Raw genomic sequence first — 20,887 nt, 5'->3', positions numbered from 1 at the left:
AAAGATCGTTCAGAACCGCGTGTCGCACGTCACAAGCCGACGGGCATAGGATGCGCTCGTTCCAAGCCTTGTGAACTGCCTCACATAGGTGGATCTCACGGGCTGGAAGCGGGTCGCGCGGAGCGTGATCCGGCAGTTCCGATCTGCAGTCACGGAAGACTGGACGGAGGGAGCGGGGGCTATGAATGCCTACGCGCCGATCCTCGTACTCGGTGCCATCGCGGCGGCGTTCGCGGTCGGCTCCGTCGTGATGGCCTCACTGACCGGCCCGAAGCGTTACAACCGGGCCAAGTTGGAGGCGTACGAGTGCGGCATCGAACCGACCCCGCAGCCGGTGGGCGGCGGTCGGTTCCCGATCAAGTACTACCTCACGGCGATGCTGTTCATCGTCTTCGACATCGAGATCGTCTTCCTCTATCCCTGGGCGGTCAGCTTCGACGCCCTGGGGATCTTCGGGTTGGTCGAGATGCTCCTGTTCATCGCCACCGTCTTCGTCGCCTACGCCTACGTCTGGCGTCGCGGCGGTCTCGAGTGGGACTGAACGCCCCGGTCGGGCGGCTCCCCGTGACGGTGCGGGCCGCTTGTGAACACGGGGGCAAGCCACCGGACTTGAGGGACTGAGAGGGAACTGATGGGTATCGAGGAGAAGCTGCCGAGCGGCTTTCTGCTCACCAGCGTGGAGGCCGCGGCGGGGTGGGTGCGCAAGGCGTCGCTCTTCCCGGCGACCTTCGGGCTGGCCTGCTGCGCGATCGAGATGATGACCACCGGCGCCGGCCGCTACGACCTGGCCCGGTTCGGCATGGAGGTCTTCCGCGGCTCGCCCCGGCAGGCCGACCTCATGATCGTGGCCGGTCGGGTGAGCCAGAAGATGGCGCCGGTGTTGCGCCAGGTGTACGACCAGATGGCCAATCCGAAGTGGGTCATCTCGATGGGCGTCTGCGCCTCCTCCGGCGGGATGTTCAACAACTACGCGATCGTCCAGGGCGTGGACCACATCGTCCCGGTGGACATCTACCTGCCGGGCTGTCCGCCCCGCCCGGAGATGCTGATGGACGCGATCATCAAGCTGCACGAGAAGATCCAGCACGAGCCGCTGGGCGTGAACCGGCTCCGGGCCGAGGAGTTGGCGGAGGAGCTGGCCCTGGAGGCCACCCCGACCAGCGAGATGCGGGGGCTGCTGCGATGAGCGAGCAGACGAGCGGCGAGAGCCCGGTCCCCGCCACCCGCAAGGAGATCCCCGTCGAGGTGATCGGCAAGCGGCAGGGCATGTTCGGTGCCAAGGGCACCGGCGACACCTCCGGCTTCGGCGGCCTGGCCGCCCCGATCGTGATGCCGCCGGCCAGCAGCCGCCCCTACGGGCACGGCTTCGACGAGGTCGCCGACGAGTTCGAGGGTGCGCTGGAGGAGCAGGGGCTCGACCCGGCCGAGGTGATCGAGAAGACCGTGGTGGACCGCGGCGAGCTCACCTTCCACATCGCCCGCGAGCACCTGCTGAAGGCCGTCCGCACGCTGCGCGACGACCCGGCGCTGCGCTACGAGCTCTGCCTCGGCGTCAACGGCGTGCACTACCCGGGCGACACCGGACGGGAGTTGCACGCGGTCTACCCGCTGCGCTCGATCACCCACGGCCGGCTGCTCCGGATCGAGGTCACCGCGCCGGACGCCGACCCGGTGATCCCCTCGGTGGTCAGCGTCTACCCGACCAACGACTGGCACGAGCGCGAGGCCTGGGACTTCTTCGGCCTGGTCTTCGACGGCCACCCGGCACTGACCCGGATCATGATGCCGGACGACTGGACCGGGCACCCGCAGCGCAAGGACTACCCGCTCGGCGGCATCCCCGTCGAGTACAAGGGCGCCCAGATCCCGGCGCCCGACCAGCGGAGGTCGTACAGCTGATGACCACTCACTACGAGGAAGCACGGGAGACCACCGAGGGACGGGTCTTCACCGTCACCGGTGGCGACTGGGGCGAGGTGGTCGAGGCCGTCGGCCGGGCCGACGACGAGCGCATCATCGTCAACATGGGCCCCCAGCACCCGTCCACCCACGGGGTGTTGCGCCTGATCCTGGAGATCGACGGCGAGACGGTGACCGAGGCCCGGTGCGGGATCGGCTACCTGCACACCGGCATCGAGAAGAACATGGAGTTCCGGAACTGGGTCCAGGGCACCACCTTCGTGACCCGGATGGACTACCTGACCCCGATGTTCAACGAGACCGCGTACTGCCTCGCGGTCGAGAAGCTGCTCGGCATCACCGAGCAGATCCCGGACCGCGCCAGCGTGATCCGGGTGCTGATGATGGAGCTCAACCGGATCTCCTCCCACCTGGTCTGCCTGGCCACCGGCGGTATGGAGATCGGCTCCACCACACTGATGATCTACGGCTTCCGGGACCGCGAACTCATCCTGGACGTCTTCGAGTTGGTCACCGGCCTGCGGATGAACCACGCGTACGTCCGCCCGGGCGGCCTCGCCCAGGACCTGCCGCCCGGCGCGGTGGACCAGATCCGCGAGGCGGTGAAGACGCTCCGCTCGCGGATGCACGAGTACGACAAGCTGGCCACCGGGAACCCGGTCTTCAAGGCCCGTCTGGTCGACGTCGGCTTCCTGGACCTGCCCGGCTGCCTGGCGCTCGGCGCCACCGGCCCGATCCTGCGGGCCACCGGACTGCCGCACGACCTGCGCAAGACCGACCCGTACTGCGGGTACGAGGACTACGACTTCGAGGTCGCCACCGCGGACACCGCGGACTCCTACGGCCGGTTCCTGATCCGGCTGGAGGAGATGCACCAGTCGCTGCGGATCGTCGAGCAGTGCCTGGACCGGCTCAAGCCCGGCCCGGTGATGGTGGCCGACAAGAAGATCGCCTGGCCCGCCCAACTGGCCGTCGGCCCCGACGGGATGGGCAACTCGCTGGACCACATCCGGAAGATCATGGGCACCTCGATGGAGGCCCTGATCCACCACTTCAAGCTGGTCACCGAGGGCTTCCGGGTGCCGGTCGGCCAGGCCTACGCGGCCGTCGAGTCCCCGAAGGGCGAGCTCGGCGTGCACGTGGTGAGCGACGGCGGGACCCGCCCGTACCGGGTGCACTTCCGGGACCCGTCCTTCACCAACCTGCAGACGATGGCGGCGATGTGCGAGGGCGGCCAGGTCGCCGACGTGATCGTCGCGGTGGCCGGGATCGACCCGGTGATGGGAGGAGTGGACCGGTGAGCAGCGACGTCCAACTGGGGATGCCGGCCCTCCCCGCCAAGCCGTACCCGGCCGAGGTCGAGGCCCGACTGGCCGAGGACGCCAAGGAGTTGATCGGCCGCTACCCGGTGGCCCGGTCCGCCCTGCTTCCGCTGCTGCACCTGGTGCAGGCGGAGGAGGGCTGCGTGACGCCGACCGGTATCCGGTTCTGCGCCGAGCAGTTGGACCTGACCACGGCCGAGGTGACCGCGGTGGCCACCTTCTACACCATGTACCGGCGCCGCCCGGCCGGCGAGTACCACGTCGGCGTCTGCACCAACACGCTCTGCGCGGTGCTCGGCGGCGACGAGATCTTCGACGAGCTCAAGCAGCACCTGGGCGTGGAGAACAACCAGACCACCCCGGACGGCAAGGTCTCGATCGAGCGGATCGAATGCAACGCGGCCTGCGACTACGCCCCCGTGGTGATGGTCAACTGGGAGTTCTTCGACAACCAGACCCCGCAGAGCGCACGGGAGTTGGTCGACCAGCTGAAGGACGGCCAGGAGGTGCGGCCGACCCGCGGCGCCCGGCTCTGCTCCTTCAAGGAGACCTCCCGCATCCTGGCCGGCTTCCCGGACGAGCGCCCCGGCGCGGTGGACGCCTCCGGCGCGGGCGGCGCGCCCTCGCTGGCCGGCCTGCGGCTCGCCAAGGGCGAGGCGCTGCCCGGCACCCCCGGCACCAAGGTCGTGGCTCCGAGGCACGAAGGGACCGAAGCGTGATGACCTCCGCAGAGCCGGCCGAGAAGCTGCTCTCGCCCGTGCTGTCCGCCTCCTGGGGCGACCACCGCCCCTGGAGCCTCGACACCTACCGCCGCCACGAGGGCTACGTCGGCCTGCGCAACGCCCTGGCGATGGCGCCCGACGAGGTGATCGCCCAGGTCAAGGACTCCGGCCTGCGCGGCCGCGGCGGGGCCGGCTTCCCGACCGGCATGAAGTGGCAGTTCATCCCGCAGAACGACGGCAAGCCGCACTACCTGGTGGTGAACGCCGACGAGTCCGAGCCGGGCACCTGCAAGGACATCCCGCTGCTGTTCGCCAACCCGCACTCGCTGATCGAGGGCATGGTCATCGCGTCCTACGCGATCCGCTGCGAGCACGCCTTCATCTACCTGCGCGGCGAGGTCGTCCCGGTGCTGCGCCGGCTGCACGCGGCGGTCGCCGAGGCGTACGAGGCCGGGTACCTCGGCAAGAACATCCTCGGCTCCGGGATCGACCTGGACATCACCGTGCACGCGGGCGCCGGGGCGTACATCTGCGGCGAGGAGACGGCGCTGCTGGACTCGCTGGAGGGCCGCCGCGGCCAGCCCCGGCTGCGCCCGCCGTTCCCGGCGATCGCCGGCCTGTACGCCTGCCCGACGGTGGTGAACAACGTCGAGTCGATCGCCTCGGTGCCGCCGATCCTGGCCAGGGGCAACGAGTGGTTCAAGTCGCTGGGCACCGAGAAGTCCCCCGGCTTCACCCTCTACTCGCTCTCCGGGCACGTCACCAACCCCGGCCAGTACGAGGCCCCGCTCGGCATCACGCTCCGTCAGCTGCTCGACATCAGCGGCGGCATCCGGGCCGGGCACCGCCTGAAGTTCTGGACCCCGGGCGGCAGTTCGACCCCGATGTTCACCGACGAGCACCTGGACGTGCCGCTGGACTACGAGGGCGTCGGCGCGGCCGGCTCGATGCTCGGCACCAAGGCGCTGCAGGTCTTCGACGAGACCACCTGCGTGGTGCGGGCGGTCACCCGGTGGACCGAGTTCTACGCCCACGAGTCCTGCGGCAAGTGCACCCCGTGCCGCGAGGGCACCTACTGGCTGGTGCAGCTGCTCAAGCGGATCGAGGCCGGCGAGGGCACCGACGGCGACCTGGAGAAGCTGCTGGACATCGCCGACAACATCAACGGCAAGTCCTTCTGCGCGCTCGGCGACGGCGCGGCCAGCCCGATCGTCTCCTCGCTCCAGTACTTCCGCGAGGAGTACGAGCGGCACCTGACCGAGCGGCGCTGCCCGTTCGACCACTCCGCCTCCACCGTCTGGGCCGACCGCACCGCCCACGACCACACCACCGAGAGGGAGGTGCACGCATGACCGTGACCGAGCCGCCGAAGACCAGCACCGACCTCGTCACGCTCACCATCGACGGGGTCGAACTCCAGGTCCCCAAGGGGACCTTGGTGATCCGGGCCGCCGAGCAGATCGGCACCCAGATCCCGCGCTTCTGCGACCACCCGCTGCTCGCCCCGGCCGGGGCCTGCCGCCAGTGCATCGTGGAGGTCGAGGGCCAGCGCAAGCCGGTCGCCTCCTGCACCATCCCGGTGGCCGAGGGCATGGTGGTCCGCACCCAGGTCAGCTCCCCGGTGGCGGAGAAGGCCCAGCGCGGTGTGATGGAGCTGCTGCTGATCAACCACCCGCTGGACTGCCCGGTCTGCGACAAGGGCGGCGAGTGCCCCCTGCAGAACCAGGCGATGTCCACCGGCGAGAGCGACACCCGCTTCGACGGGATGAAGCGCACCTACCCCAAGCCGCTGCCGGTCTCCACCCAGGTGCTGCTGGACCGCGAGCGCTGCGTGCTCTGCGCCCGCTGCACCCGCTTCTCCGAGCAGGTGGCCGGTGACCCGTTCATCGACCTGCTGGAGCGCGGCGCCAACCAGCAGGTCGGCACCGGGGCCGGGGACGACTTCGAGTCCTACTTCTCCGGCAACACCATCCAGATCTGCCCGGTCGGCGCGCTCACCTCGGCCGCCTACCGCTTCCGCTCCCGCCCGTTCGACCTGGTCTCCTCGCCCAGCGTCTGCGAGCACTGCTCCTCCGGCTGCGCCCAGCGCACCGACCACCGCCGCGGCAAGGTGCTCCGCCGGCTGGCCGGGGACGACCCGGCGGTGAACGAGGAGTGGAACTGCGACAAGGGCCGCTTCGCCTTCCGCTACGCCCAGCAGCGGGACCGGCTGACCAGCCCGATGGTCCGCAAGGACGGCGAACTCGTCGCCGTCTCCTGGCCGGAGGCACTGGCCTTCGCCGCCGAGGGGCTGCGCGGCGCCAAGGCCGCCGTCCTGGCGGGCGGCCGCGTCACGGTCGAGGACGCCTACGGCTACGGCAAGTTCGCCCGGGTCGCGCTCGGCACCAACGACGTCGACTTCCGGGCCCGCCCGCTCTCCGCCGAGGAGGCCGACTTCCTGGCCTCCGAGGTGGCCGGCACCGGCGTGGACCTGGACGGCGAAGGCGTCTCGTACGAGGCACTGGAGGCCGCACCGGCCGTGCTGCTCGCGGGCTTCGAGCCCGAGGAGGAGTCGCCGATCGTCTTCCTGCGGCTGCGCAAGGCGAACCGGGCCAAGGGGCTCCAGGTCTTCTCGGTCGCCTCGCACCGCAGCCGGGGCCTGGCCAAGCTGCACGGCGCGCTGCTCCCGGCCGCGCCCGGCACCGAGGCCGAGTGGCTGACCGCCCTCGCGGAGGACACCGCGCTCGGCGACGACGCCGGCCGCGCGGGTCAACTCCTGCGCCAGGACGGTGCGGTGATCCTGGTCGGCGAGCGCCTCGCCACCGTGCCCGGCGGGCTGACCGCCGCGCTGCGGCTGGCCGCCGCCACCGGCGCCCGGCTGGCCTGGGTGCCGCGCCGGGCCGGTGAGCGCGGTGCGGTGGAGGCCGGTGCGCTGCCCGGCCTGCTGCCCGGCGGCCGTCCGGTCAGCTCCACCGACGCCCGGTCCGAGACAGCCGGCATCTGGGGCGCGGCCGAACTCCCGGCCCGCCTCGGCCGGGACACCGACCAGATCCTGGCGGCCGCCGCCCACGGCGACCTGGACGCGCTGGTGATCGGCGGGCTCGACCCGGACGACCTGGCCGACCCGGCGCTGGCCGACGAGGCGCTGGCCCGGGTCCGGTTCACGGTCTCGCTGGAGCTGCGCCCCTCCGCCGTCACGGCGCAGGCCGACGTGGTGCTGCCGGTGGCCGCGGTCACCGAGAAGGCGGGCACTTTCCTCGACTGGGAGGGCCGGGTGCGGATGTTCGAGGCCGCGCTCAAGCCCGACCAGCTGATGGCCCGCCAACTGCACCCGGACGTCCGGGTGCTGAGCATGCTGGCCGACGCCCTGGGCCGCCCGATCGCCCTCGGCGACGTCCGGGCCGCCCGGCTGGAGCTGGACCGTTTCGCCCCGTGGGAGGGCGACCTGCCCTCCGCTCCGAACGCCGCCCCCGCCCCGCTGCCCCGCCCGGCCACCGGCCAGGCCGTGCTGGCCGGCCACCGGATGCTGCTGGACAACGGCACCCTGCAGACCGGTGACGAGCACCTGGCCGGCACCCGGCACGCCGCGGTGGCCCGGATCTCGCCCGCCACCGCCGCCGAGATCGGCGCGGAGGAGGCGCTGCGGATCACCGGCCCCGGCGGCTCGCTCACCCTGCCGCTGGAGCTCAACCCCGAGCAGCCCGACCGCACCGTCTGGCTGCCCCTCAACTCCACGCCGGGCGGCGCCTTCCGCACCCTCGGCACCACCACCGGACACCTGGTGACCATCGCCCCGGCGGAGGAGTCATGACGCTGGCCGCATACGAGACCCTCGGCTTCTTCGGGCGCGACCCGTGGTGGCTGGTGCTGATCAAGGCGGTGTTCGTCTTCGCCTTCCTGGTCGGCACCGTGCTGATCGCGATCGTCTGGGAGCGCAAGGTCGTGGCCTGGATGCAGCTGCGCATCGGCCCCAACCGGCACGGCCCCTGGGGCATGCTGCAGTCGCTGGCCGACGGCGTGAAGCTGGCGCTGAAGGAAGACCTGGTGGTCACCGGCGCCGACAAGGTGGTCTACGTCCTGGCACCGATCGTCGCCGCGATCCCGGCCTTCATGGCCTTCGCGGTGATCCCGTTCGGCCCGGCCGGCAACGAGGTCTCCATCTTCGGCACCCGCACCCCGATGCAGCTGACCGACCTGCCGATCGCCCTGCTCTACATCCTGGCGGTGGCCTCGGTCGGCATCTACGGGATCGTGCTGGCGGGCTGGTCCTCCGGCTCGACCTACCCGCTGCTCGGCGGGCTGCGCTCCTCGGCGCAGATGATCTCCTACGAGATCGCGATGGGCCTGTCCTTCGCGGCGGTCTTCATCTACTCCGGCTCGATGTCCACCTCGGAGATCGTCGCCTCCCAGCAGCCGACCTGGTTCGCGGTGCTGCTGCCGGTGTCGTTCATCGTCTACATCATCGCGATGGTCGGTGAGACCAACCGCGCCCCGTTCGACCTCCCCGAGGCCGAGGGCGAGCTGGTCGGCGGCTTCAACACCGAGTACTCCTCGCTGAAGTTCGCGATGTTCATGCTGGCCGAGTACGTCAACATGGTCACCGTCTCGGCGGTCGCCTCCACCCTCTTCCTGGGCGGCTGGCGGGCCCCGTACCCGATCTCCACCTTCTGGGAGGGCGCCAACCACGGTTGGTGGCCGATGCTCTGGATCACCCTGAAGATCCAGCTGCTGCTGTTCTTCTTCATCTGGCTGCGCGGCACCCTGCCCCGGTTCCGCTACGACCAGTTCATGAAGCTGGGCTGGAAGGTGCTGATCCCGGTCTCGCTGGTCTGGCTGGTGATGGTGGCCACCGTCCGCGCGCTGCGCAACGAGGGCTACGACTTCGGCCAGGTGGTGCTGTACGTCGGCGCACCGGTGCTGGTGGTGCTGCTGCTGTTCCTGCTCCGCGACGTGGTCAAGGCCAAGGAGCCGGAGCAGCCGGCCGCCGCCGAGACCGAGTTCGACCCGATGGCGGGCGGCTACCCCGTCCCGCCGCTGCCCGGTCAGCAGCTCCCCCCGGTGCCCCGCCGTCGCAGCCGGGCCCCGCAACTCCAGGACGCCCTGAACGGCGCCAACTCCAACTCCGCGGAAGGGAGCTGAGACGATGTCGGACGAGAAGGCTGAGAAGCCGTCCATCCTCGGCCCGGCCGCTGGCTTCGGCGTGACCTTCAAGGCCATGTTCAAGAAGCGGCTCACCGAGCAGTACCCGGAGCAGAAGAAGCCCACCGCTCCCCGCTTCCACGGCCGGCACCAGCTGAACCGGCACCCGGACGGCCTGGAGAAGTGCGTCGGCTGCGAGCTCTGCGCCTGGGCCTGTCCGGCCGACGCGATCTACGTCGAGGGCGCGGACAACACCGACGAGGAGCGCTACTCGCCGGGTGAGCGCTACGGCGCGGTCTACCAGATCAACTACGCCCGCTGCATCCTCTGCGGGCTCTGCATCGAGGCCTGCCCGACCCGGGCGCTCACCATGACCAACGAGTACGAGCTGGCCGACTCCTCCCGGGCCGACCTGATCTTCACCAAGGAGCAGCTGCTGGTGGGGCTCACCGAGGGCATGGTCGAGGCGCCGCACGCCTACTACCCGGGTGCCGACGAGGGCGCGTACTACCGGGGCGAGATCACCGCGGCCGCTCCCGGCACCGTCCAGCAGGAGCGCACCGACCGGGAGAAGGAGGCGCAGTCATGACCTCCACCGGAGAGGCGGTCCAGTTCTGGATCCTCGCCGTGATCGCCGTCGGCGGTGCGCTCGGCATGCTGCTGCTCAAGAAGGCGGTGCACAGCGCGCTCTGCCTGGCCGCCACCATGATGGCCCTGGCGGTCTGCTACCTGGCCCAGGGCGCGGTCTTCCTGGGCGTGGTGCAGATCGTCGTCTACACCGGCGCGATCATGATGCTCTTCCTGTTCGTGCTGATGCTGGTCGGCGTGACGAGCGCCGACTCGCTGAAGGAGCAGCTCAAGGGCCAGCGGATCGCCGCGGTGCTCTGCGGCCTCGGCTTCGGCGTGCTGCTGATCGCCGGCATCTCCAACGCCAAGCTCTCCTCCTTCAGCGGACTGGCCGAGGCCAACGCCGAGGGGAACGTCCAGGGCCTGGCCCGGCTGCTGTTCACCGACTACGTCTGGGCCTTCGAGCTCACCGGTGCGCTGCTGATCACCGCGGCCATCGGCGCGATGGTGCTGACCCACCGCGAGCACGTCGAAGCACCGCTCACCCAGCGGCAGTTGGCCGACCAGCGGGTCCGCGACAACATCCAGGTGCCGCCGCTGCCCGCCCCCGGCGTGTACGCCCGGCACAACGCGGTGGACATCCCGGCCCTGCTGCCGGACGGCACCATCAGCGAGGACTCGGTGATGGGCACGCTGCGCGAGCGCGGCCAGATCCGCGACGTCAGCCACGACATGCTGGAGCGGATGGCCGAGCTGGAGGGCCGCACCGCCGAGTACCTGGGCCGCGCCCCGTCGGCCCGGCCCGCGGTGGCCGGCCCGCGCAAGGCCGTCACGCCCGTCCTGAGCAAGGAGGAGGCGGAGTGAACCCCGTCAACTACCTCTACCTCTCCGCCCTGTTGTTCACCATCGGCGCCTCCGGCGTGCTGATCCGGCGCAACGCGATCGTGCTCTTCATGTGCGTCGAGCTGATGCTCAACGCCTCGAACCTGGCCCTGGTCACCTTCTCCCGGCTGCACGGCAACCTGGACGGCCAGATCATCGCGTTCTTCACCATGGTGGTCGCGGCGGCCGAGGTCGTGGTCGGCCTCGCCATCATCGTGTCCATCTTCCGGTCCAGGCACTCGGCTTCGGTCGATGACAGCAACCTGATGAAGCTGTAGGCGGAGGGCCCACGGTGAACTCACTCATTCCGCTGCTGGTGGCAGCGCCGCTGGCCGGTGCCGCCCTGCTGCTGCTCGGCGGCCGGCTCCTCGACCGCTTCGGTCACTGGCTGGCCACCGCGCTAGCCGCCGCCTCCTTCGGCCTCGGCCTGACGCTCTTCCTCGACCTGCTCGGCAAGGACGCCGAGCACCGGACGCTGACCTCCAAGCTCTTCACCTGGATCGAGGTGGGCGGCTTCAAGGCCGACCTGGCCTTCCAGCTGGACCAACTCTCGGTCACCTTCGTCCTGTTGATCTCCGGCGTCGGCACGCTCATCCACATCTACTCGATGGGGTACATGGCGCACGACGAGCGCCGCCGCCGCTTCTTCGCCTACCTCAACCTCTTCCTGGCCGCCATGCTGCTCCTGGTGCTGGCGGACAACTACCTGCTGCTGTACGCGGGTTGGGAGGGAGTCGGCCTGGCCTCGTACCTGCTGATCGGCTTCTGGCAGCACAAGCCCAGCGCGGCCGTGGCGGCCAAGAAGGCCTTCCTGGTCAACCGGGTCGGCGACCTCGGGCTGTCGATCGGCATCATGCTGATGTTCGTCGAGTTCGGCGACCTCTCCTTCACCGGGGTGTTCGGCACCGCCGACCAGGCGAGCGAGGGCAAGCTCACCGCGATCGCCCTGATGCTGCTGCTGGCCGCCTGCGGCAAGTCCGCCCAGGTGCCGCTGCAGTCCTGGCTCGGGGACGCGATGGAGGGCCCGACCCCGGTCTCCGCCCTGATCCACGCGGCCACCATGGTGACCGCCGGGGTCTACCTGATCACCCGCTCCTCGGCCATCTTCGACCTGGCCCCGGACGCCCAGACCGTGGTCGTGGTGGTCGGTGCGGTCACCCTGCTGTTCGGTGCGATCGTCGGTTGCGCCAAGGACGACATCAAGAAGGCGCTGGCCGGCTCGACCATGTCGCAGATCGGCTACATGGTGCTGGCCGCGGGCCTCGGCCCGATCGGCTACGCCTTCGCCATCATGCACCTGGTGACCCACGGCTTCTTCAAGGCCGGGCTCTTCCTCGGCGCCGGATCGGTCATGCACGGCATGAACGACGAGGTGAACATGCGTCACTACGGCGGCCTGCGCAAGAAGATGCCGGTCACCTTCGTGACCTTCGGCCTCGGCTACCTGGCGATCATCGGCTTCCCCGGCCTGTCCGGCTTCTTCTCCAAGGACCTGATCATCGAGGCGGCCTTCGCCAAGGGCGGCACCGAGGGCTGGATCCTCGGCGTCTGCACCCTGGTCGGCGCCGCCGTCACCGCGTTCTACATGACCCGGGTGATGATCCTGACCTTCTTCGGCGAGAAGCGCTGGCAGCCCGACGCCGAGGGCCACGAGCCGCACCCGCACGAGTCCCCGGCCAGCATGACCCTGCCGATGGTCGTGCTGGCCTTCGGCTCGGTCTTCGCCGGTGGGATCTTCGCGCTGAACGAGTCCTTCGTCGGCTGGCTGGAGCCCGTCACCGGCCTGGCCCACGGCCACTCGCCGCTGAACGCCACCACCGTCACCGTGCTCACCTCGGTCTGCGTGGCCGGCGGCGTGCTGGTCTCCTGGCTGATGTACGGCCGCGGATCGGTGCCGGTCACCCCGCCGGTCGGCTCGCTGCTCACCCGGGCGGCCCGCCGCGACCTGCTCCAGGACGACTTCAACCACGCCGTCCTGGTCCGCCCCGGCTCCGCGCTCACCGCCTCGCTGGTCTACGCGGACAGCAAGGTGGTGGACGGCACGGTGAACGGCGTGGCCGCCGCGATCGGCGGGATCTCCGCCCGGCTGCGCCGCACCCAGACCGGCTTCGTGCGCAGCTACGCGCTCTCCATGTTCGGCGGCACGTTGGTGCTGGTCGCCACCACTCTCCTGATGAGGTCCGTGTGATGGATCGTGAATTCGCTTGGGAGGTAAGGCGATGAGCTATCTGCTGACCGCCACCTGTGCCGTCCCGGCCGTCGGGGCGGTGCTCACCGCGGCGCTGCCCGGCGGCTCCACCGAGGCCCGCCGGCGGACCGCCAAGGTCACCGCGCTGCTGGTCTCGCTGGCCGCCCTCGCACTGGCCGCACTGGTCGTCACCGAGTTCGAACCGGGCGGCGCCCGTTACCAGTTGACCGAGTCGTACAGCTGGATCAAGTCCTTCGGGATCACCTTCTCGCTCGGCGTCGACGGCATCGGCGCGGTGCTGGTGCTGCTCACCGCGGTGCTGGTGCCGATCGTGATGCTGGCCTCCTGGCACGACGCCGAGCCGATCCAGAACCCGGACGGCACCTTCGAGAACCTGCGCCGCACCCAGGGCTTCTTCGCCCTGGTGCTGGCGGTCGAGGCGATGGTCCTGGTCTCCTTCCTGGCCACCGACGTCTTCGTGTTCTACGTCTTCTTCGAAGCCATGCTGATCCCGATGTACTTCCTGATCGGCGGCTTCGGCGACCGCGCGGGCGGCCCGGACGCCAGCGCCCAACGCTCGTACGCGGCCGTCAAGTTCCTGCTCTACAACCTGCTCGGCGGGCTGGTCATGCTGGCCGCCGTGATCGGGCTCTACGTGGTCGCCGCCGACCAGGGCCTGCCCACCTTCGACCTGCCGACGCTGAGCTCGGCCATCGCCGACGGCAAGCTGAACATCGACCCGGCCGCCGAGAAGGCGCTCTTCCTCGGCTTCTTCTTCGCCTTCGCGGTGAAGGCCCCGCTCTGGCCGCTGCACACCTGGCTGCCGAACGCGATGGGCGAGGCCACCGCCGGAACGGCCGTGCTGATCACGGCGGTCGTCGACAAGGTCGGCACCTTCGCGATGCTCCGGTTCTGCCTGGGCCTCTTCCCGGAGGCCTCCAAGGACTTCGGGCCGGCGATCCTGGTGCTCTCGCTGATCGGGATCGTCTACGGCGCGCTGCTCGCGGTGGGGCAGAAGGACATCAAGCGGCTGGTGGCGTACGCCTCCATCTCGCACTTCGGCTTCATCATCATGGGCGTCTTCGCCTTCACCAGCCAGGCGCAGAGCGGTGCCACGCTCTACATGGTCAACCACGGCATCTCCACCGCCGCCTGGATGCTGGTGGCCGGCTTCCTGATCTCCCGCCGGGGCTCGCGCCTGATCGCCGACTTCGGCGGCGTGCAGAAGGTGGCCCCGGTGCTGGCCGGCACCTTCCTGATCGGCGGCCTGGCCACCCTCTCGCTGCCCGGGCTCGCCCCGTTCGTCAGCGAGTTCCTGGTGCTGGTCGGCACCTTCGCCAAGTACCCGGCGGTGGGCATCGTGGCCACCCTCGGCATCGTGCTGGCCGCGCTGTACGCGCTGCTGCTCTACCAGCGCACCATGACCGGCCCGGTCACCCCCCAGGTCGAGGGCATGCCGGACCTGAAGGTCCGCGAACTCGCCGTGGTGGCACCGCTGGTGGCCCTGACCATCCTCCTGGGCGTCTACCCCAAGCCGCTCACCGACCTGGTCAACCCGGCGGTGGACGCCACGCTCTCCCAGGTCCACCAGACCGACCCGGCACCGGCCCACCCGGTCGCCGCCACCACCGGAGGTGAGCACAAGTGACCGGTTGGCTCACAGCGGCCGGCGGCAACAGCCCCAGCATCCCGGCCCCGCACGTCGAGTACGGCCAGCTCTCCCCGATGCTGATCGTGCTCGGGGCGGCCCTGCTCGGCATCCTCGCCGAGGCCTTCCTGCCCCGGCGGGCCCGCTACGGCGCCCAGGTCACCATCGCGCTGCTCGGCCTCGCGGCCTCCTTCGCGGCGGTGGTGGTGCTGGCCGCCCAGGGCCACGCCACCACCGAGTCCGGGCTGCTGGCCATGGGCGCGGTCGCCATCGACGGCCCCGCGCTCTTCCTCCAGGGCGTCATCCTGCTGACCGCCGTGATGGCCGTCCTCACCTACGCCGAGCGGCGGTTGGAGCCGCGCCTGAACGGCCACGGGGTGGACGCCTTCGCGGCCCAGGGCGCCACGGTGCCCGGCAGCGAGCAGGAGCGGCAGGCCACCAAGGCCGGCTTCACCTCCACCGAGGTCTACCCGCTCACGCTCTTCGCGGTCGGCGGCATGCTGCTCTTCCCGGCGGCCAACGACCTGCTGACCATGTTCATCGCGCTGGAGGTCTTCTCCCTCCCGCTCTACCTGCTCTGCGCGCTGGCCCGGCGCCGGCGGCTGCTCTCCCAGGAGGCCGCCGTCAAGTACTTCCTGCTCGGCGCCTTCGCCTCGGCCTTCTTCCTGTTCGGCACCGCACTGCTCTACGGCTACGCCGGGACGGTCCGGCTGTCCGGCATCGCCGACGTGGTGTCCGGCGTCGCCCAGGTCACCCCCGCACTGGCGAACACCACCCAGAACGACGCGCTGCTGCTGATCGGCCTCGCGATCCTCTCGGTCGGCCTGCTCTTCAAGGTCGGCGCGGTGCCGTTCCACTCCTGGACCCCGGACGTCTACCAGGGAGCCCCGACCCCGGTCACCGGCTTCATGGCCGCCGCCACCAAGACCGCCGCCTTCGGCGCCTTCCTGCGGCTGTTCTACGTCGCCTTCCCCGGCCTGCGCTGGGACTGGCGGCCCGTCATGTGGGGCGTGGCGATCCTGACCATGGTGGTCGGCGCGGTGCTGGCCGTCACCCAGCAGGACGTCAAGCGGCTGCTGGCCTACTCCTCGATCGCCCACGCCGGCTTCATCCTGACCGGCGTGATCGCCTCCAACAAGCAGGGCGTCGGGGCGGTGCTCTTCTACCTCGCGGCGTACTCCTTCGTCACCCTCGGCGCCTTCGCCGTGGTGACCCTGGTCCGCGACTCCAAGGGCGAGGCCACCCACCTCTCCAGCTGGGCCGGCCTCGGCCGCCGCTCCCCGCTCCTGGCAGCCGTCTTCGCCCTCTTCCTGCTGGCCTTCGCCGGCATCCCGCTCACCTCCGGCTTCACCGGCAAGTTCGCCGTCTTCCAGGCGGCGGCGGCCGGCGGAGCCACCCCGCTGGTGATCGTCGGCGTGCTCTCCTCCGCGGTGGCCGCCTTCTTCTACATCAAGGTCATCGTCCTGATGTTCTTCTCCGACCCGCGCCCCGGCGGCCCCGCCGTGGCCGTCCCCTCGGTGATGACCAGCACCGCCATCGCCCTCGGCGTGGTGGTCACCCTGGTCCTGGGCCTGGCCCCGCAGTACTTCCTCGACCTGGCCTCCTCGGCCTCCGTCTTCACCCGTTGAGGAACCACCCTGGGGCCCGTAGCCGCTGGCTACGGGCCCCGTTCCGTGCACGGTCGACTGTTGGTCCGCACGCCCGTGCAGTGATCGACTCGCGACCGGATACCCTCCTAGTAGGCCAGCGGCGGCACTCAGGGACCGGGCCGCTAATCGACCAGGGACAGGAGTGGTCTGCGTGACCGTCGTGGGGCCCTTCGGGCTGACCGTGCAGGACCGCGATCTGACCAGCGACGTCCAGGCCGGGATGGACGCGGTCGAGACCTCGCTGCTGGAGGCCGCCAAGAGCGAGGTGCCGTTCATCACGGTCACCGCGAGCCACCTGATCGAGGCCGGCGGCAAGCGCTTCCGCCCGCTGCTGGTGATGCTGGCAGCGCAGTTCGGCGACCCGTACGCGCCGGGGGTGGTCCCGTCCGCGGTGGTGGTCGAGCTGACCCACCTGGCGACGCTGTACCACGACGACGTGATGGACGAGGCGCCCGTGCGGCGCGGCGCCCCGAGCGCCAACTCCCGCTGGGACAACTCGGTGGCCATCCTGACCGGCGACTTCCTGTTCTCCCGCGCCTCCCAGGTGCTGGCCGACCTCGGGCCGGAGGCGGTCCGCATCCAGGCCGACGCCTTCGAGCGCCTGGTGACCGGTCAGATCCTGGAGACCGCCGGGCCGCGGCCCGGGGACGACCCGCTGCGGCACTACCTCGACGTGATCGCGGGCAAGACCGGCTCCCTGGTCGCCGTCGCCTGTCACCTCGGCGCGCTGATGGCCGGGGCCACGCCGGAGACGGTCGAGATCCTCCGGCAGTACGGCGAGCGGATGGGCACCGCCTTCCAACTCGCCGACGACGTGCTGGACATCGCCAGCGACGGCCACGAGTCCGGCAAGACCCCCGGGACCGACCTGCGCGAGGGCGTGCCGACGCTGCCGATCCTGCTGCTGCGTCAGATGCCGGTGGAGGAGGGCGATCCGGAGGACGTCCGGCTGCGGGAGCTGCTGGAGCTCGACCTCGCCGAGGACGACGAGCTGCACGCGGAGGCGCTGCGGCTGCTGCGGCGGCACCCCGCGCTGGAGCGGGCCCGCCGCGAGACCCTCGGCTACGCGGAGGAGGCCCGCGCCCTGCTGGCCCCGCTGCCGGACTGCCCGGCCAAGGCCGCCCTCCAGGGGCTCTGCGACGCGGTGGCCATCCGCACCATGTAGGTGCCGCGACGTTCAGTTGCAGCGACCTCCGGGGCGCGAGGCCCTGCTGATCTGCGGCTCCGCCGCGGGGCGCGCGGGGGTACGGCAGCACGTGCAACTGGCTGACGTGCCCCGATCTCACGCTGGGCCGACTTCCGATTCGCGCAGTTCCTCGCGCCCCCGGGGCCTTCGGCCCCGAGGCCCGGCCGGTCAGGGCGCGTGCAGGGCCTGGACGATGCGCATGCGCCGGACGCGGCGGGCCGGGAGCACCGAGGCCGCCACGCCGAGGAGGGCCGCGGCAGCCAGGACCAGGGTGACGGTGCCGTAGGGGAGGAAGGCCAGGGAGAGGCCCTCACCGGTCACCGAGCGGGCCGCCAGGACCCCGTAGAGGCCGCCCAGGGCGGTGCCCGCGACGGCGCCGCCGAGGGCCAGCAGGGCGGCCTCCAGGGTGAGCAGGGAGCGCAGCTGCTCCCCGGTCAGGCCGATCGCCCGCAGCATGCCGAGCTCCCGGGTGCGCTCGTCCACCGAGAGGGTCAGGGTGGCGGCCACCCCGATCGCGGCGATCACCATCGAGAAGCCGAGCAGCGCGGTGGAGACCGTCAGCATGGTGTCCAGCACGTCCCGGACGTACGCCGCCTCGGAGGCGGAGTCGGCGACCCGGACGGAGGGGAAGCCGGCCAGGGCCTCGTCCACCGCGCGGCGGGCCGCGGCGCGGTCGGCGGAGCCGGCGGCGGAGACCCAGGCGGTGGCCACGGCGGCGTCGGGCGCGGCCTTCGCCAGGGTGGCCGGGGTGACGTACACGGTGGCCTCGGGGAGCAGGGCGTACGGGAGGGCCGAGGGGCCGGGGCGGGTCTGCCAGGAGGTGCCGTCCGGGAGCCGGAGCGCCGCGGCGGGGCCGGTGGCGAGGGCCTCGCCGTCGCGCAGGGCGCGGGCCTCGCCGACGCCCTCGGAGGAGCCGTTCAGCCGGGCCGGGTCGGCGGCGGCCACCACGGTGTCCTTGCCGCCGAGCCGGACGGTGGCGGCGAGCACGGAGGTGACGGACAGTTCGGGCCGGCGCTCCAGGGCCGCCAGCGTGCCGGCCGGGATCCGGCCGTCGTCGGTGGCCAGGGCGAAGGCCCCGGGCTGACGGGCGCTCAGCATCTCCTCCAGCGAGCCGCCCGCCACCGAGATGGCGGTGGCCGCCGAGACCGCCACCGTGACCCCGACCAGCAGCGCCGAGGCGGCCGAGCCGGTGCGGCCGGGGTTGGCGCGCAGCTGCTGGGCGGCCAGCCGCCCGGTGGTGCCGAAGGCCCGGCGGGCCGGCAGGCCGAGCAGCGAGACCACCGGCGGCAGCAGGAAGCGGGCCAGCCGCAGGACGCCGAAGAAGCTGGAGACCGCGCCCACCGTGACGGCCAGCAGGGCGACGGCCGAACCGCCCTGACCGCCGATCACCAGCATCAGCACGCCGAAGCCGAGCAGCAGCGCCGAGACCGCCCCGCGCAGGTACCTGTTGCCGAGCTCGGGCAGGGCCGCGCCGGACTCGGAGAGCGCCGCCACCGGCGGTACCGCGGAGGCCAGCCTCGCCGGGCGCCGCACCGCCAGCGCGGTCAGCAGCAGTCCGAACAGACCCGCCGTCAGGAAGACCGGCCAGGACGGCAGCAGCGAGACCGAGACGGGCCCGAGGTCGAGCAGGGCCAGCACCCCGGTGCCCAGCAGGCAGGCCAGCGCACCGGCCACCAGCCCGGCCGCCGAGGCCAGCACCCCGAGCATCAGCCCCTGCACCAGGATCATCCGCCGCACCTGCCGCCGCGAGGCGCCCACGCAGCGCAGCAGCGCCAACTGCCGGGCGCGCTGGGCCAGCACCACGGAGAAGGTGTTGGTGACCACCATCCGGGCCACCGCCAGGGCGATCAGCACGAAGGAGAGCGCGGCCGCCAGTACCACCGAGTACATCGCCCTGCTGCCGCTCCTCGCCTCCTCCACCGAGGCCGCCCGGGTACGGGCCGCCGCGCCGTCGCCGAGCGCCTGCCCGACCGCCTTCGCGGCGGCGGCCGGATCGGTGCCGGGGGACAGGGCCAGGTCGAGCTGAGCGACCGTCAGGCGGGCCGCCCAGGCGGCGGCCGCGTCGTGCGGCAGGCCGAGCACCGGGTGGCCGGACAGGGTCGGCGAGCCTCCGGTGTCCAGCAGGCCGGTCAGGGTGGCCCGGCCGGAGGAGCCGTCGGCCCGGAGCACCGTGACCTGCCCGCCCGGGGAGACGCCGAGGCGATCGGCGGTGGCCCCGTCCAGCAGCAGCTCACCGTCCCGGGACGGCCAGGAGCCCTCCGCCAGCCGCTGCCAGCGCAGCGCCGGGTCGGCGGCCACCGAGGTCACCACGGCGGCCTCGTCCAGCGGGCGGCCCGAGGCGGTGAGCACCGTGCCGCGGCCGGTCAGCCGCTCGGCCACCGCGGCCACCCCCGGCACTCGGGCGGCCCGGCGGGCCGCGTCCGCCGGCAGGCCGTCCCGGGCCCGGCCCTCGGCGGCGGTCACCTGCACCGCGCCCGGGCCGACCTCGGTGGCGGCGGTCTGCGTGAACGAGTCCACCAGGGCGCCGCTCGCCCCCACCGACAGCACCAGGAACGCCACCCCGACCGCCACCGCCACCCCGGTCAGCACCAGCTGGCGGGCCTGGCCCAGGAACTCCTTGACGGTGTAACGCCCCAGCGAAGCCATGGCGGCCGCCCCCTCTCGTGGTCGTGCTTCCACGCTAGGAGCGGGGCGGCGGACCGGAGACGGCACGAGGCACGATCCGGGGTCATCCCGCGGTATGCCGTGGCCCGGCCAGGCCTCCGCCTGTGGGCTGACGGGCTGTCAGGGTGGGGGAGACTGGGGTTCGAAACCTGTCGCCGTCGTCCGAAGGGCCGTCATGCTGCGCGTCGTCATCGCCGAGGACTCCGTACTGCTCCGCGAGGGCCTCACCCGGCTCCTCACCGACCGGGGCCTGGAGGTGGTGGCCGGGGTCGGTGACGGCGAGGCGCTGCTGCGCACCGTCCAGCGGCTCGCGGCGGAGGACGCCCTGCCGGACGTGGTGGTCGCCGACGTGCGGATGCCGCCGACGCACACCGACGAGGGGGTGCGGGCGTGCGTGGCGCTGCGCGGGCTGTACCCCGAGCTGGGGGTGCTGGTGCTCTCCCAGTACGTCGAGGAGAAGTACGCGGGGGAGCTGCTGGCCGGGTCCACCCGGGGGGTGGGGTACCTGTTGAAGGACCGGGTGGCGGAGGTGCGGGAGTTCGTCGACGCGGTGGTGCGGGTGGCCGGGGGCGGGACGGCGCTGGACCCGGAGGTGGTGCAGCAGCTGCTGATGCGCAGCCGCAAGGGCGACGCGCTGGCGGGGCTGACGCCGAGGGAGCGGGAGGTGCTCGGGCTGATGGCCGAGGGGCGCACCAACGCGGCGGTCGCCCGGCAGCTGGTGGTCTCCGACGGGGCGGTGGAGAAGCACGTCAGCAACATCTTCCTGAAGCTGGGCCTGGGGCAGAGCCCGGAGGACCACCGGCGGGTGCTCGCGGTGCTGACGTACCTCCGGTCGTGATCGGAAAGTGGTCATACCGGGGGCGCGGGGAACTGCGCGCTGCGGGAGGTACCGGCCCGTGTGCCGGGTACGGAGGCTCACGTGCAAGTGGATCTCCGTACCCGGCACACGGGTCTGCTTCTTCCGTCTCGCGCAGTTCCTCGCGCCCCTGACCGCCCTCCGGGCGGCCCGAGGGCGGCAAGG

General features: G+C 71.7%; 17 protein-coding genes. 16 read left to right on the top strand and 1 reads right to left on the bottom strand.

Annotation, left to right across the window (positions count from 1 at the left end; genetic code table 11):
* The first annotated feature begins 181 nt into the window (after positions 1–181).
* From ACWCYY_RS20680 to ACWCYY_RS20610, 15 genes are all read left to right on the top strand, one after another.
* On the top strand, positions 182–541 hold the full coding sequence (locus ACWCYY_RS20680; RefSeq protein WP_014137597.1) for an NADH-quinone oxidoreductase subunit A: 360 nt from the start codon (positions 182–184) through the stop codon (positions 539–541).
* A 90-nt stretch (positions 542–631) separates the two neighbouring features.
* Complete coding sequence (locus ACWCYY_RS20675; protein ID WP_345283909.1) at positions 632–1,186, top strand: NuoB/complex I 20 kDa subunit family protein; 555 nt, start codon at positions 632–634, stop codon at positions 1,184–1,186.
* Complete coding sequence (locus ACWCYY_RS20670; protein WP_449796887.1) at positions 1,183–1,899, top strand: NADH-quinone oxidoreductase subunit C; 717 nt, start codon at positions 1,183–1,185, stop codon at positions 1,897–1,899. Before ACWCYY_RS20675 ends, ACWCYY_RS20670 begins: the two co-directional genes overlap by 4 nt.
* Positions 1,899–3,221, top strand: coding sequence for an NADH-quinone oxidoreductase subunit D (locus tag ACWCYY_RS20665; protein WP_345283913.1), 1,323 nt, complete (start codon positions 1,899–1,901; stop codon positions 3,219–3,221). The genes ACWCYY_RS20670 and ACWCYY_RS20665 overlap by 1 nt, the downstream gene beginning before the upstream one ends.
* Before the next feature lie 20 nt (positions 3,222–3,241).
* Positions 3,242–3,961 carry an NADH-quinone oxidoreductase subunit NuoE gene (gene nuoE / locus ACWCYY_RS20660; RefSeq protein WP_345283980.1) on the top strand — a complete coding sequence of 240 codons (720 nt, stop codon included), beginning with the start codon at positions 3,242–3,244 and terminating at the stop codon, positions 3,959–3,961.
* The gene (nuoF, locus tag ACWCYY_RS20655) at positions 3,961–5,316 is read left to right on the top strand and encodes an NADH-quinone oxidoreductase subunit NuoF (protein ID WP_449796886.1); all 1,356 of its coding nucleotides are present in this window, start codon (positions 3,961–3,963) and stop codon (positions 5,314–5,316) included. The genes nuoE and nuoF overlap by 1 nt, the downstream gene beginning before the upstream one ends.
* A complete protein-coding gene (locus tag ACWCYY_RS20650; protein WP_449796885.1) occupies positions 5,313–7,754 on the top strand; it encodes an NADH-quinone oxidoreductase subunit G in 2,442 nt (813 codons plus the stop codon). Before nuoF ends, ACWCYY_RS20650 begins: the two co-directional genes overlap by 4 nt.
* On the top strand, positions 7,751–9,082 hold the full coding sequence (nuoH, locus tag ACWCYY_RS20645) for an NADH-quinone oxidoreductase subunit NuoH (protein ID WP_345283919.1): 1,332 nt from the start codon (positions 7,751–7,753) through the stop codon (positions 9,080–9,082). The genes ACWCYY_RS20650 and nuoH overlap by 4 nt, the downstream gene beginning before the upstream one ends.
* A 4-nt stretch (positions 9,083–9,086) precedes the next feature.
* Positions 9,087–9,671: an NADH-quinone oxidoreductase subunit NuoI gene (gene nuoI, locus ACWCYY_RS20640; RefSeq protein ID WP_449796884.1), complete on the top strand. Its 585-nt coding sequence runs from the start codon at positions 9,087–9,089 to the stop codon at positions 9,669–9,671.
* On the top strand, positions 9,668–10,513 hold the full coding sequence (locus ACWCYY_RS20635; protein WP_345283923.1) for an NADH-quinone oxidoreductase subunit J: 846 nt from the start codon (positions 9,668–9,670) through the stop codon (positions 10,511–10,513). The genes nuoI and ACWCYY_RS20635 overlap by 4 nt, the downstream gene beginning before the upstream one ends.
* On the top strand, positions 10,510–10,809 hold the full coding sequence (gene nuoK, locus ACWCYY_RS20630; protein ID WP_057227572.1) for an NADH-quinone oxidoreductase subunit NuoK: 300 nt from the start codon (positions 10,510–10,512) through the stop codon (positions 10,807–10,809). The genes ACWCYY_RS20635 and nuoK overlap by 4 nt, the downstream gene beginning before the upstream one ends.
* A gap of 14 nt (positions 10,810–10,823) precedes the next feature.
* Complete coding sequence (gene nuoL, locus ACWCYY_RS20625; RefSeq protein WP_345283926.1) at positions 10,824–12,719, top strand: NADH-quinone oxidoreductase subunit L; 1,896 nt, start codon at positions 10,824–10,826, stop codon at positions 12,717–12,719.
* A gap of 31 nt (positions 12,720–12,750) precedes the next feature.
* The gene (locus tag ACWCYY_RS20620) at positions 12,751–14,367 is read left to right on the top strand and encodes an NADH-quinone oxidoreductase subunit M (RefSeq protein ID WP_345283928.1); all 1,617 of its coding nucleotides are present in this window, start codon (positions 12,751–12,753) and stop codon (positions 14,365–14,367) included.
* Positions 14,364–15,995, top strand: a complete 1,632-nt coding sequence (gene nuoN, locus ACWCYY_RS20615; RefSeq protein WP_345283930.1) for an NADH-quinone oxidoreductase subunit NuoN — start codon at positions 14,364–14,366, stop codon at positions 15,993–15,995. Before ACWCYY_RS20620 ends, nuoN begins: the two co-directional genes overlap by 4 nt.
* A gap of 172 nt (positions 15,996–16,167) precedes the next feature.
* Positions 16,168–17,181 (top strand): polyprenyl synthetase family protein, encoded by a 1,014-nt coding sequence (locus ACWCYY_RS20610; protein WP_345283932.1) that lies wholly within the window; start codon positions 16,168–16,170, stop codon positions 17,179–17,181.
* 189 nt (positions 17,182–17,370) lie between these two features.
* Here the strand turns inward: ACWCYY_RS20610 and ACWCYY_RS20605 are convergent, their stop codons facing one another.
* Complete coding sequence (locus tag ACWCYY_RS20605; RefSeq protein WP_449796883.1) at positions 17,371–19,848, bottom strand: FtsX-like permease family protein; 2,478 nt, start codon at positions 19,846–19,848, stop codon at positions 17,371–17,373.
* 196 nt (positions 19,849–20,044) lie between these two features.
* Between ACWCYY_RS20605 and ACWCYY_RS20600 the strand changes: the two genes are divergently transcribed.
* Positions 20,045–20,704 (top strand): response regulator transcription factor, encoded by a 660-nt coding sequence (locus ACWCYY_RS20600; RefSeq protein ID WP_345283982.1) that lies wholly within the window; start codon positions 20,045–20,047, stop codon positions 20,702–20,704.
* The last annotated feature ends 183 nt before the right edge of the window (positions 20,705–20,887 follow it).

Source organism: Kitasatospora sp. NPDC001664, assembly GCF_053596675.1.
Note: the sequence above shows the minus strand (reverse complement) of the source record. Positions and strands in the feature narration are given on the sequence as shown.